9 protein-coding genes and 1 pseudogene are annotated in these 14,303 nt (G+C 38.2%); 3 read left to right on the forward strand and 7 right to left on the reverse strand.

The window, feature by feature from the left end:
* Positions 1–105 precede the first annotated feature (105 nt).
* The 5 genes and pseudogenes from H6G18_RS02325 to psbO all read right to left on the reverse strand — a co-directional run.
* Positions 106–753: pseudogene (locus tag H6G18_RS02325) on the reverse strand (VWA domain-containing protein); the annotation flags it as partial.
* Positions 754–1,149: 396 nt separating this feature from the next.
* Entirely contained in the window at positions 1,150–1,398 is a 249-nt protein-coding gene (locus tag H6G18_RS02330) for a hypothetical protein (protein WP_190405474.1), read from the reverse strand.
* A 2-nt stretch (positions 1,399–1,400) separates the two neighbouring features.
* Positions 1,401–2,252 (reverse strand): hypothetical protein, encoded by an 852-nt coding sequence (locus H6G18_RS02335; protein ID WP_190405475.1) that lies wholly within the window; start codon positions 2,250–2,252, stop codon positions 1,401–1,403.
* Positions 2,253–2,416: 164 nt separating this feature from the next.
* On the reverse strand, positions 2,417–3,193 hold the full coding sequence (locus H6G18_RS02340; RefSeq protein WP_190405476.1) for an RNA polymerase sigma factor SigF: 777 nt from the start codon (positions 3,191–3,193) through the stop codon (positions 2,417–2,419).
* A 687-nt stretch (positions 3,194–3,880) separates the two neighbouring features.
* Positions 3,881–4,714, reverse strand: coding sequence for a photosystem II manganese-stabilizing polypeptide (psbO, locus tag H6G18_RS02345; protein WP_190405477.1), 834 nt, complete (start codon positions 4,712–4,714; stop codon positions 3,881–3,883).
* Positions 4,715–5,175: 461 nt separating this feature from the next.
* Between psbO and H6G18_RS02350 the strand changes: the two genes are divergently transcribed.
* The gene (locus tag H6G18_RS02350; RefSeq protein ID WP_190405478.1) at positions 5,176–5,532 is read left to right on the forward strand and encodes a hypothetical protein; all 357 of its coding nucleotides are present in this window, start codon (positions 5,176–5,178) and stop codon (positions 5,530–5,532) included.
* 58 nt (positions 5,533–5,590) lie between these two features.
* Here the strand turns inward: H6G18_RS02350 and H6G18_RS02355 are convergent, their stop codons facing one another.
* Positions 5,591–10,576 (reverse strand): WD40 domain-containing protein, encoded by a 4,986-nt coding sequence (locus H6G18_RS02355; RefSeq protein WP_190405479.1) that lies wholly within the window; start codon positions 10,574–10,576, stop codon positions 5,591–5,593.
* 174 nt (positions 10,577–10,750) lie between these two features.
* The gene (locus H6G18_RS02360) at positions 10,751–12,082 is read right to left on the reverse strand and encodes a P-loop NTPase fold protein (RefSeq protein ID WP_190405480.1); all 1,332 of its coding nucleotides are present in this window, start codon (positions 12,080–12,082) and stop codon (positions 10,751–10,753) included.
* A 348-nt stretch (positions 12,083–12,430) separates the two neighbouring features.
* On the opposite strand from H6G18_RS02360, the gene H6G18_RS02365 reads away from it, so the two are divergent.
* Both H6G18_RS02365 and H6G18_RS02370 read left to right on the forward strand, forming a co-directional pair.
* Positions 12,431–13,276, forward strand: coding sequence for a cell division protein FtsQ/DivIB (locus H6G18_RS02365; protein ID WP_190405481.1), 846 nt, complete (start codon positions 12,431–12,433; stop codon positions 13,274–13,276).
* Between the two features lie 791 nt (positions 13,277–14,067).
* Entirely contained in the window at positions 14,068–14,268 is a 201-nt protein-coding gene (locus H6G18_RS02370; RefSeq protein ID WP_190405482.1) for a hypothetical protein, read from the forward strand.
* The last annotated feature ends 35 nt before the right edge of the window (positions 14,269–14,303 follow it).

A 14,303-nucleotide genomic window follows, 5' to 3' on the forward strand; every position in this document is an offset into this window, starting at 1 on the left:
TCTTAGGTAGACTACTCATATTTTCTACAACTACTCAACCTGATCTAGATTAAAATCTAGTCCAGATTACTCAAAAGCTCTTTAGATTTTCTTTACGAATCACCTCTTATAAGCTTTATTTTCCTTAGTGATAATTGACTGCGATCGCACTTTTAAAGGTAAAGCTGTTATCCAAGCCTGTCGTTGTTTGCTTTCTAGCGACTCTGCTATCCGAAAAGGACTATCAGCAGGAGTTTCTACCCATATTTGTGATGTTATTCCTGGCTGGGTCAGTAAAGGTGCATCACTAATCCAAACCACTGACTGTGGTTTAATCGGTAGCTGCTTTTGCAGGCGATTTTGATTAATTTGAGCAATCCCTTGATAAATAATTAACTCTGCTCGTTGAATATCTGTACCATAGCGATTGGGGTCAGACACAAAAGGTATTTTCTCTAATACCTTGTCAATATCTGCTTTACTTCTACTCCTAAAATTTATGGGTACTCCCAATTCATTGACAGTCGATGTTCCTTTTGCATCTAAAACCACATCCCTAGCAAAAGGAACAACATACACAGAATCTCCAGGCTTCAGACTATCTTCAACTATCTGACGTAAGCGAATACGACCCTCATCATTTAAGCCCACGCTTTCTGTCATATCGATTGCCAATACAACATCTCGTCCGCCACCAAAAACAGATACCAAGTTTAAACCGATTTTTTGTGTAGAACTAAGCGGTTCTCCAGGGGTAATTTGTGTAATTGTCACAATCAGAGCAGCCTATCAAGTAAAATATTAGAAACGCATGAATCCTGAGGAAATATAGTTTTGATTAATTTGATTTGTGTAGATATATTAAATATTACTAAGTATTTAGTATATTGTTTGGTGTGTTGAAATCAACCAATAAAAAACAAATAATTATTGAGCCATTAAAGTAATCTTACTGTAGTACTCGATTATTTTAGCAAAATCTATACACAATCTGTATAGTTGCCATAATCCAGTAATACAAATTGCTTCTCGGGAAATATAAATACTTAAAAATAAACTAAATTTTTATTTAAAAACATACTAAATCCCCAATAGTTACTGACAAAGAAGACTATCGGGGGAAGACAATCTGAAAAATATGATGTAGTTATTATGGCTCATAGAGCCAAATTAATGAACACCATAACGATTTTTATAGTATGTCAAAATTTGCTGTACGCGTTGCCGACTTTCAGAGTTAGCATTTGCTGTCCAACAGATACACAAGCTATCAATTTGACTTTGATAGTAATCAAACTGTTGGGATGATTGGGGAATCAGGCTCACTTCTACCTCTTCAACTTGACGTAGATGAGCAGCTATCTCTCGATACACGGCTAACGGTAAACCAGCAAATTCGATTTTCTCTTTAGTCTCCATCTTTATGAGGCTCCAACAGCAGGAAGATTAGTAGTAGGAGTTACCACAGAAATCGGACTACCAGCAGGGTTTGTGTTCCCTGGAGTTGCTCCGATAGGTGCTTCACCCACCATTCTGGCAACTTCAATACCATATTGTTCCAGAATTACAATCGGATTGGAACCTGCATTCATTTCAATTCGTTTAACCAGCAAACCATTCGCTAGTCTCTGTCCAGCTTGTACATAACGACTGGCAATTTCGTCAGGTATTTTGATGATGGCTTGGGGTTCTTTCCCCACTATAACTACACCTGTTACCATAACGGCTCTAGCTAAATCAGGTTGTGCTGGTGGTGGTAATACCGAAACTAACGTGGGATTAGGGACTACTTGGGGTAAAACCTTAGGTAAAACCGGCATCAATCTAGGGCTAGATGGTGATTTTGCTACTGGTGTTGTCTTATTTGTAGTCGAAATTGCGTTATTTTTTGGATTTACCGTTTGTGGTCTAGTACCAGGCGGTAGAGGAGGTAATGAAGGAACTGTTCTAGCAGGTGTATTTGCTGACATTTCAGCAATTGGCTGTCCGATAATTTGAGCAAAGGGGTCAATTCTTCCTTTAGAAACTATATTTACCCTTTCAGTACCATTGGTCAATTGAATTAAGTTAGGAGTCGTAGAAGCGACTTTGACAGACACGTCGGGAGACACCACAGGATTATTGAAGGATTCAGCCTTAACTGGCGCTTTCGCTACAGGCGCAGCAGTTGAGGCGGGGTTAGGATTCTCGGCTTGTTGTGTATCCTCTGTGGCACATCCGGCGATCGCTACGCTGACAATAGCTGCAATTAAAATTTTTGATTTTCTGCCCATTAGCCGTTCTCAATAGCTACAGGAAACTGCATTGATGGAAATCAACGATACCCGAAATACAAACAGGTATTGTTGTCGTTTCCTTTATAACCTAATTTTGGAAATTTTAAGGGTTATCTTTGGCACTAATAGTTCAGAATAATTGCTGATGACTTAGTTGAACTTTAATCATCCGCCACACACATGAGGTCTTTTAACAAGTCCAACCCTTTTTTGACTCTTCTAGAAACTGTAACTACGCTGATCCCCAAGTGTTCTGCTACTTGTTTTTGTGTCAAGTCTTGCAAAAATACACACTCTAAAACTTCACGAGTGCGTTGTTCTAGCTGAAACAATGCTTGTTGTAAGCGAAGTTGGTCTTCTTGCGCCAACTGAAAACTGCGGTAATGATGATCGGGAACTAATTCTCCCAGGCTAGTAGCTCCTTCTTCACCATCCTGCACGGGTACATCTAGACTCAAAGGAGCGCGATTGATCCATGCTAATTTGATTTCCTGCCATTCCTCCGGGGAAATTTCCAGCGCTGTTGCTAATTCCGAGTCAGTTGGTTGGCGATTGTATTGTTCTCGCAAAGAACGCGAAACACCTATTGCTCGTTGTTGTATCGCTAAGTAGCGCCGGGGAATTCTCACTGTCACACCTTTATCACGGAGGTAGTGTTGAATTTCCCCCCGGATATAAGGAATAGCAAAGGAACTAAAAGCATGACCTTTGCCAATTTCAAATCTTTCAATAGCTCTAATTAAACCTAAACACCCAACTTGAACCAAATCATCATAGTTTTCCCGGCATTGATTCATCCAGTAGTGAGCTTCTTTTCTCACCAGTCCCAAATTAAGTTTTACCAATTGATTCCGAACAGTTTCTGAGCGAGATTGCTGATATTCTCGCAACAACTGCCAAATTTCGTACTTCAGTTCGTTGGTAGCTGTTGTAGGCATAGCACCATATTTTTGGAGAAAATTATTATTTGAGTAATCGCTTTTAAATGATGCTGCGAGAGATTAAGATCAAAGCAAATTTGATATTATTTGCACTGTGGAAATTTTTAGTAAATCACAGTTTTTATCATCAAAATGCCAATAATCTGTTAATCGAGCAGAATTTAAATGAGCGACAAAGGCTTTGTATTTTTATTGATTTTTGGTATTTTACGTAGCTCAAATAAAGCTACATACAGACAAAATATAAAATTTTTAGTTAAAATTAAAACCGGGATTGTACTTAACTTTATTAACAATTATTCAGGCTGAATTTCTACTATATTTTTGGCAGTCTTAACATCTTTATTCTCAGTAAAGTTACTAATAGATGAAAGTAAATTCATATGAACTTTAAAACTTGCAAGTCAAAAAATGTAAATTAAGATAGTGATTATGATTTTAAAAAAAGTCAAGTGTAGTAAGTGCAACACTTAAGGAACTAATTACTACTGAAATAACAGCCAGTAAGTTTATATATCTTTACAAATAGCTCATGCTTTTCCTTTATACCTCTACATCCTCTTTGAATCGCGATCGCTTTATAGGCAAACTCAAAAAAAAAGGGCTTATAGCCCTTTTTTTCATTTACTCTTAGAGTATTAAGATGTTACACACTTACCTGAAAGTTTTAGTAATCAAGAGAATTTAGGCACGGTTGGGTTCAACACGAGCGTAAAATATCCCCCGAATCTTCACTTCCTTAGGTTCATCCGCGCCTAAATCGGTATCTGAGGGCTGTTCGCTCTCAAAAGTACCAGCAATTTCACCACTAGAGCTATCAACTTTAGCTATTTGTAGAGAAATTTTGCCGTTGAGAATTTCAGCGCGCTTAACGTTAGTGCGGGTGAGTTCTTCATCATCGGCTTGAGCTGGAAGAGCAACCGCATTATCATAGCCGCTAACAACACCGCGACCTTTAGGATCTAGGAATGCAGCACCACGATAGGAAGGTACTTTGAATGTACCTTCAAAGTCTGTGGAAGTATTCAGACTGCTTAAACCAGGTTGTGTTTGAGCAACTAAGTTTTTAATGGTGAAGAGGAAGGGTACTCGCTCACCACCGGGTAGTTGCACAGTAATGGCTTGGAAGTCAAGACCATCTTTTTCCACAAAAGTCAAGCTGTTATCATCATTGAACTTGAGATCACCTGATACCTGATCAATAGTCGAAGTGTATCGAGTTAACAATTTGCCAGCTACAAATTCTGCGGTTTGGCGTTTATTAGCAGGTTCTTCTTTTACGAAGAAATTGGTTGGTTCCAAGCAAAGTTCTTTAATGACGTAGGACTGGCTAGAATCCAAAGGAATTGAACCACGGCTTGTTTCTGTCAGTTGGGGACATTTGTTAGCCAAGCCAGTGCCTCGAATTTGTTCGTAAGTGAGTATATCCTTACCACTAGCTGCTGGAGCGTCACTACAAGCAGTGAGTAGCCCCAAGCATACAGCTAAGAATGCAACAATTAAAGCGCGATACCTCATGATCAACCTCAATGTCAAAAATCGATATATAAATGGTTTGAGCAGATGGATAAGTACATTTTCGTCCAAAGTGGCATCACTACTTACTCCAAATAGCGCGAAGATTGGGTTTTGCTTCACGCTTTGCCAATGCTTGTGGTATTGGCAGGGTTGCCCAAGTCGTTCTGTACGTATGTGTTACCACTAAATACAGCCGATTGCTTTATTAGGGAAATCAGCCAGATCATACGATTTTTTTTAACTCAAAATCAAAGCACTCTAGTCTTGAGTAATTAGCGTTGATCCCATCAGGCTTCTTTTGAGGCTGTGTGAAGCGTTACTGCGCCATTTTAGTATTAAAGGTTAGGGATGGCAGATTAGGGATTAGGTACTGGGAAAATGTCTGTAAATTTGTATTAGAGCAAGAAAGACAGCTATATTCGGTAAGTTTGAGTAGACTTAATTTAAACAGAGAGGGTTGCATGAGCAACAAAAGTATTACGGAATCAGGACAATTTGCTGATAAATTACAAAAAATTACTACTGTAGTACATGATGCGACTAAAAGTTGTCAAGGAAATACTACGGCTCTTTTACAATTGCTGCGCCAGTTGGAGCAATTACACAGAGAGATTCGTGATGGAACATTTCAAGAGAGTTTGCCCAATAATCGCCAGCAACTCTACGCTTTACTGAAAGACATTGAGTCTGAGGGGGGATGGCCATACATTGAACGCATGAGATTGCAAGCTTTTTTAAGAAATTTGTTAGAGGCAGAGATAGAAGAAAATAAGCAAGATGATAGTATTGATGATTTGTTAAGTGGCGATCGCTCTTAGAACTAGTGCAGCTATGCGGAATAGAAAAAGCGTGCATAGCGGATATCATGTATGACTTTTAGATATGAGTGTCGATATCATCACAAAGTAAGCGATCGCCCTCGTCTACATTATTGTTGTGTTTGAGATAATTATTGACCCAACTACAACCACGAGAGAGTAAGTCATCAAGATGTAAGTTCCATAAAATAATTGTGTTGTCATCACTAGCTGAAGCTAAAGTTTGCCCATCTGGGCTAAAACCGACACTTAAGACCGCAGCGTGATGGCCGTTGAGGGTTTTAATCAATTTGCCCTCACGGCTCCATAATTTGACTGTTTTATCCCAATTCGCAGCAGCTAGTACCTCACCATTGGGGCTGAAAGTTACGGCATTAACACTGTCGCTGAACCCTCTTAATAAGGTTTGTAACAAAGTTCCATCCCGTCGCCATAACCTCACTGTGTTGTCCCAACCCGCAGAAGCTAGCAATTGTTCAGTGGGGCTAAAGCTGACACCTAATACCCAGCTATTATGGGGATCAAAAGTTTTGATTAAACTCCCATCAGACCGCCAAAGTTTGATGGTTTTGTCGTCACTAGCAGAAGCTAAAACTTCTCCATCTGGACTAAAACTGACGCTGTTGACTCGTGCTTCATGCCCCACTAAGGTTTTAAGCAGATTTCCATCACGATTCCACAGTTTAATTGTCTTATCCCTACTAGCTGATGCTAATAAATGTCCATCAGGGCTGAAATTAACACTGACGACAGTGTCGCTGTGTCCTGGGAGAGTTTTCAGGAGAGTTCCATCCAGTCGCCAAAGTTTGATTGTTTTGTCTTCACTGGCAGAGGCTAAAATTTCACCTTTGGGGTCAATACTCACACTGTGAACTGTGTCTGTATGACCAACCAATGTTTTGTAAAGATGAGCATCAAGTCTACCCTTATTTGATTCTCGTCGCCATAGCTTCACAGTGCGATCGCGACTACCCGAAGCCAATATCTGACCATCAGGACTCCACGCAACACTAATAACTCGATCCTCATGCCCCCGCAGAACTGGTAATCTAGGAGCATCTAAACTCCAAAGTTTGAGACTCTTGTCATAACTTCCTGACACCAGCATTTTATTATCTGGACTGAAAGCCACGCTCACAACAGCATCGCTATGACCCTTAAAAGTTTTGATTAAGTTGCCACTCTGGCTCCACAGGTTGATACTATTGTCATCACTTGCAGAAGCTAATTGTTTGCTGTCAGAACTGAAACTAAGACTCCAGACTGTACTGGTATGTTGCCGTAAAGTTTTATATGCTTGAACTTCTGGGATGTTTTGATTAGTCTCGTCCCATTGCCACATTTGAATTATGTTGTCCCGGTCTGCTGAAGCTAGTAACTTACCGTCAGGGCTAAAGGTGACAACTGTCACACCCTGTTGATGCCCCGATAAAGTTTTCACCAAACTACCATCCCGCCGCCAGATTTTTACAGTCTGATCTTCACCTGCTGAGGCAATAAATTGACTATCAGGACTGAAACTAACCCAATTCACAGCACCTTGATGTCCCTTGAGGGTTTTGACTAAGCTACCGTCCCGATGCCAGATTTTAATAGTTTTATCTTTGCTGGCAGTAGCTAGCAATTCTCCATCAGGACTAAAATTCACGCTATAAATCCAATCTTTATGTCGGATGGGATGTTTGGCTACTTCTTGGGAAAATTTTCCTGTTATTGGGTTTTTGTGCCAAATCTGCACTGTTTGGTCGAGACTAGCTGAAGCTAGAGTCTGACCATCGGGACTAAAACTAACGTTGGTGACAGCACTAGTATGACCTTCCAGGGTTTGGAGTAAAGTCCCGTCAGGTCGCCATAGTTTTACTGTCCGGTCAGTACTACCTGATGCTAATAACTGCCCATCAGGGCTAAAAGCCACACCCCAGACAATATCACTGTGTCCTTCCAAACGATTTAACTCTGTAACTCCATAAACTGCCTGTTGTAAGGCTGTCACCACGCGCATCCGGGTTTCTGGTTGTACTTCCTTGGCTCGTTTGAGTTTTTGCCAAGCTCTTAAACTTTCTAATAAAGCATCAAATTCTTGGTTGGAGGAAAACAGGGCTTCACTGGATGCGGCGATCGCACTGATTTGCAAATTGGTTTCGCTGGTTTCAGCGCGGATTGTTTGTAGTTCTGCTGCTCGTTTCTGCACATCGGCTTGCCACCACAAAGAAGCGATCGTGCCGCCCATAATTGCCAACAGAACACCTGCTGCCCGTGCTTCCCGCAATCTGCGCCGCAAAACCAAATTGAGATGCTCTTGCGATAATTTTTGGGCTACTTCTGCTTTGTTTTTTTCCGATTTGATTTTCTCTAGTTCAGCAATGATGCCATAATCATTTTTCTGCCGAATTGGTTCTACTAAATAATCATGAACTAGCTGGTAGCGATCGCCTAATTCTTCTCGCCAGCACAATATTAAACCTGAACCAATTAAAATTTCTAAAATCAACTCCCAACACGAATCAAATTCAGACTTAGCATCAATATTTTTTTCTAAAGCAACTGCCAAATCGGCTTTAGTTTTTAGCGGGCGTGTACCTTTTTCATCGGTTAACTCATATAATAATTTCCAGCTAAAATCTTCATTCTCTTGACCACAATCTTGAATAACTTCTTCTAACCAGCGTTCTATAAGTTTTTTTGTCCCACCACACAGTTTGTATTTCTCTAGAGTTGTTATATTTTCTGCTTGTAGCTGTGCGCCTACTATTTGCAATTCAATGGGATTAATTTCTCCAGTGTCTCCTGCCAAATTATGTACTAATTCGTTAATTAAATCATCCTTGGCTTCATATTGAGAAGTTTGAGTAAAATAGTGGATAACAGCTACTGCATCCTCAATGGAAAACTTTCCTAAAAAGTAGCGAATATCTTTATCTAAAATATTCTTATTTATTACATCTAAATCATGACAAGTATCTGGCTGATTTTTATCCCACCGTTCAAAATCTAATAAATAATGTAGATAGTCTTCTCGAATAGAAATAATAATTTTTATATAGGGAATATTTAAACATTCGCTAAAAAACTGATAAAATTCTAGCCTTTGCTGAAAATTGCTAACAAAAAAGAACTCTTCAAATTGGTCAAAGATAATAATTATTGAGTGATTGCGTGTAGTAGCAGAACGGAGTTTTTCCAGTAAAATAGAGGGGGTGAACTCTAAGGAACTTGATATATTTAACGGTGTTATTGAATTGTAAAAACTGCGTCCCAGAGTTGTTATCCAATCAGTATAAGCTGATAAAATAATAGGTAAAGGTATTCTCTCACCAATGACTTTGTTCTTTACAGCTGGTAATAAACCAGCTTTGAGTAGTGAACTTTTACCAACTCCTGATGGGCCATGAACTACTGTGAGTTTATAGTCTGCACGGGTAATTCTCTCAATTAAGCGATTCACATCTTTCTGTCTCCCGGATGCAGCTATCTCTTGGGCAATTTCTTCAGGAATAAATGGGATATTTTGCGGTTCTACGACTGAGTTGATTTTGTAACGTTGTGGCTGTAACTGGCTTGCACCAATGAAAGCACGCAGTCCATACTGATGTTCAATTTGGATTTTTTCTTGCTTAAGTTTAAATGCTTCTAAGTATTCATGTCGCTCGATAAAATAAAGCGATCGCAATTCCTCTAAAATTTCTAAATATAAAGAAGGCTCATACTGTAACTCACAAACTACTCTTGCCCATTCTAAGTTACTGATAGCTTCTTCCCATTCTCCTAAATGCCTCTGTGAACGTGCTAATAACAAAAGATACCAACTTTCATGCTGCCGCGATTCTGTTGCTTGCTCGGCAATTTCTAAAGCAGTATTAGCTAATTCATGAGCTAGTATCCAATCAGAATTTGCACCTGCTATGGATGCTAGAAAGCCATAGTCTTGAGCTACTTGATCTGGATTTCCGTAAGTTTTATGTAGATATAAAGACTTTTGCGCTAATTTTCTTAAATCTTCCCAAATTTGCAAGCGGTGCAACATTTCACAGGCTGGCAAAATAAATTTAGCTACTAAATCTTGTCTTTTCTTATCTTCCAATACATCCAAACATTGCTGAAACCATAATAGGGCGTGTCGCCAATAAATTTTGTTAGCACTCTGATGTAAATCTGCCATTCGGCGATAACATAACCCTAAGTGAAATAATATAATTGCTTGCCACAGTCGTTGATGATAATTCAGTTCTAGAGATTTGCTATCTTGGCTTTCTTTTTTCTCTTCTTGCTGCCATAGAGCTAGGCTTTTTTGATAATGAGATAAGGCACTATTAATTTGATCATTAGCATATTTATCTCTTCCTAGAACAAACTCTAAACTAGCTTCTAATCCTGGTTCTAATTGGATATTATACGAACGTTGTAAATCATTACGGGCTGACTCAATTTCGTGGCGACGTTGTGACTTTGGGGCTAAATCAAGGGCATCATTAGAAATAAATTTCGCTGCACCTACTTCTAGAATTTTAGTAAATAGAGATTCTGTTTGCTGTCTTATTAAATTGATTAAATCTTCTTGAGGCATCTCAAATTTAATCGTGGTTGCAGCCCAACTTTTAAAGTCAGGAGCCAACCGAGAGAGCAATGATACGACTTCATCTTGTAACCACAATATTAGAGGAAAAGGAAAACTAGCTGCATAAATATCTCTTGACTGATTAATTCCAGTTAATAAATCTTCAAGTGAAATAACTGAATCTAAACCAAAAACCATTACGGCGGATGGTAAACAATCTGTAGTAACAGTTGGATTGTCTAGAAATAATTGTGATGTAATTGTAGTGTGTAAAGCAGTAATTGAGGGTTGAATATATAGCTCTCGAACATTAATATCCTTACTGAAATTCCGAATATTATCTCGCATTCGTTCGCGTAATTGCTGGTAATTACAACGAACTAAAATAAGTGAAAATTCGCCTTTAGATAGCTTGATCGCTCGAATTAATCTTTGCAGTGAATGCTCATTATTGTTGGCGATCGCTGTTGTGATTTCACACTGATTCATAATTATTCTTTACAATTGAAATGCTAAAAATTTACATGGCAAAATTTAAAAAGGCTGATAAAACCTTTTTGAATTTTGTACTTAGAATGTTAACAAAACATAATTCAATCTAAATAAAGATTGAATTATTAGTTTTTGATATTAAATCGTTCTATTCTTTATTGTGAATTGTGACTATTTAAGTTGTCGCCAAGCAAGAACCTTTTCTGTCTCCGCTAAAGCTGGACTAATACCAAACCAACGACCCACAGGATCGCGGTATTCAAATAAATACATACTTCTGAGTAAGCTTTGGTAATCAGATTCGCCCTTAACACTTTGTTGTTGTACAACTTCAAACAACAATTCCCATTGGCAATCATCAATAGCCAAGAGTAAATCATCACGGTAATCTTTAATTACAGCTTCCAAACAATCTCTGGAAAAAGGTGGATCTTGTCGTTGGAGGCAACTGTATAGTAAACCTAATAAATTACGAATGTGACCACCACTGACGCGACATAAACGATCTAATGTTTCTGTTTGCTCAAATAACTCTGTAATGAATTGTTGTCTTTCTTGACTGGTTACTTCTGGAAAAGCTCTTGCTAGTACTAACTGACGCAGGAGTGACATTCCAGGTTCGTAGTCACTACCATCCCTCTGTCGCACTAGCACCATTGGTAATACCTTAGGCGCAATACCTCCACCCAAGCGATTTTTGAGAGTTTCGTATTCACTAGAAAAAATTAATGCTAGTGGAATTGTATAAACTACATGACATTTGAGCCTACGTAGCTGCTCACCTCGGTCAATAAATAGATATTCTGGTTGTGTCCTCCCAGAAGCTACGGGACGCATATCTACTCGATCTAAATTATCTACAATTACTACTAGTCCTTTTTGACCTCGCCGCTTGAGTTGTTCGACCGCTTTCTCTAAAATTTCTTCATTAATTGCTTGTAAGATACTATTAGTGCGAGGTTCTAAATACTGCCTAAGTTGATTACGTAACTGAGTACTGTCTTTAGTTTTCGCTGTAATTTTTGCAATTCCTAAGGAAAACTCTGCTTCACCAGAAAGTTCTATGGGAGCTTGTAAAAAATCTCCTATTTCTTTAAACAAGTTGGTAAAGTAACCAGGTTTCAGTTTGATACCAATGGCTTCTAGACTTACACAGACTTGACGAGCTACACTCAACAAAATATCACTAACGTCAATATCTGCCATGTCTAGGTCTTGACTAGACTCAAAATAAACTACATGAAATTCTGCTGCTTCTAACTCTGCCTTAAGGCGTTGCAATTCTGTTGATTTTCCACAACCAATATGACCAGTAAATAGCTGACAAGTGGGTTCATCGGGAGAAATACGACTAATAGTACGTTGCAATTCTTCTACAATTTTGCAACCACGGACATTAGCAAAATCGATATAGTACTGGCGGTCAAGCATCACACCCATGTTTAAAGTGTAGCTAGGGTTACATGCTTTGTAGAAGCGTGACAAATTGATTGTATTTCTCATTCTAAATGTAGATGCTTCTTTTTTTTGTATTTTTATATACTAATTTTCTCTCAATATTAGTATTTTTGTATAAGTAATAATGCGGAATTTTATTTAAAATAACCACAAATGCTGTTACTTTTTTTGCAGTGTACTTACAGCAAAATCATAAAGATAGGATACTTCCCACTAGAGTATGGTGTTGTTTTTTGTCGCAGTTTTGCTGGCAAGATACATGGAAGTTGTGCCATGATTCTGATGTGATTGCGGTAAAGTGTTACTAATTTGTTAATTCCAGCTAACCTGCTGAAATTAACCAATCACACAAGCGTAGTTAAGGAATTTAAACTGAACCGAAAAGAGGTATTGATGCCGGGTATAGTATCAGTTAGCCAAAAGGAATTAGCCCAACGCCGTAAAAAATTACGTCGGCAGCGTCAGATGAAGATTATTCAGGCTATTTGGCAGACTTTGGCTATTAGTGGACTAGCTGGTGGTTCGCTGTGGCTGGCACTCCAACCAATATGGGTGCTAAAAACTTCTGAGCAGGTAGTAATGAAATCAGGCAATCAATTACTGTCCAAAGAAGCGATGCAGTCTCTGCTAATTTTATCTTATCCTCAATCTTTATGGCGGATTCAACCTGGTGCGATCGCTGATTCCTTGAAGAAACAACCAACTATTGCCCAAGCAAGCGTCAGTCGTCGTCTTTTCCCGCCAGGGCTAATTATCGAAATCGAAGAAAGAATACCTGTGGCAATAGCTCAAAAGACTAATTCACAATCTGATGATACTGGCAACAAAAAAATAAACACAGGTTTAATAGATGCCAATGGAGTTTGGATACCTCTGGAAAAATATCAACTAGTGAATCCTCAACTCAAACTTCCTAACCTCACAGTAATCGGATTACCAGAACAATACGCTCCCTACTGGAGCAAACTTTATCCATATCTCAACCAGAGTTCTGTAAAAATTACGGAAATTGATTACCAAGACCCAAATAACTTAATTCTGAAAACCGAATTAGGAAAAGTCTATCTTGGTGGTACAAGCACCCATTTACCTGATCAAATTAATTTATTAGCCCAATTACGTCACTTAAATAAAAAATTGAATCCTTCGGAGATAAACTACATTGATTTAAAAAACCCTGAATCTCCCTTAGTACATATGAACCAAAAAAAAGATGAGTCTAAAACTCAAACTCCATAACAATGTGTCACCAATTCCTCGTAGTATTAATTAATTTTATTTTATAAATAAATATTATTGTTTGCTTTATATTCTTGTAGAGTGCTTCTGAAAAGCTCCTTTTTATGCCTTATAACTTACGTACAAAGTTAATTCTTTGACACTTGCTATCACCCTGTAGTTAGTTTTGAGTAGTGAGGTTTTAGTCCTTGGTAGATATTTAAATTTGTTAATCTTATGACTGAAAAGCTTGATAGGCTTAGATAGTGTTGCTATTTAGTCACAAAAAGTAATAAATTAACCGATCAGTAGGGTCTTCCTTTCTTCCTTAGCTGTGAATATGAGGATAAATAGTACATAGAAGACTAATTTTGTTGACAGAGTTGCAATTATCACCAATTTGGAAACCTATCAACTATATTATTAAGGCAGTGAAGATTGGCTTTAGCTTCTCTTTACACATAAAGTTATCTACTGAAAATTTTGCGTTATGTTATTACTTGTATTTTTATAAAGTGTATGTTTAATTGCATAGAGTTAGCCCTTAGAGCTACTTATTCCAGAGTAAATACGTCATATTGTCAGTATTTTTTATATAAAAACATAGCAAAATATACAAAATGTCATCAGTGTTAAAAGCTCTTGCTCACAATACAAACACTATTAGTAGTCAGATTTACAACCAATCAGAATTTTTAACAGAATTATTATCTGGGTATTCTGTATCCCAAAGGTATACTAGGCAAAAACTACAATATGGAGAAATTATCAATAAATTGTGGAAGTTATACAGATCAATTTTAAGTAAATGTATGTATACTTCTCTAGAATTAGCTGTGCGTTTACCTGTGGTGAGCGAAACGCTATCACTTTGGGAAGCTGCTCCAAAACCTCAGATCAGGCGAAGTCCATCGCTTGTATTGATGGCTTGTCTCATAGCAGACTTTCACACTTACAATCTTGTTAAGGTTGGCAGTAGTGATAACAATAAAGAACAGTGCCAAAATGTCTAGCACTGTCAAACTTATAGTTGACTCCTAAATGCATA

The organism is Anabaena subtropica FACHB-260, assembly GCF_014697105.1.
Classification (GTDB): domain Bacteria; phylum Cyanobacteriota; class Cyanobacteriia; order Cyanobacteriales; family Nostocaceae; genus Trichormus; species Trichormus subtropicus.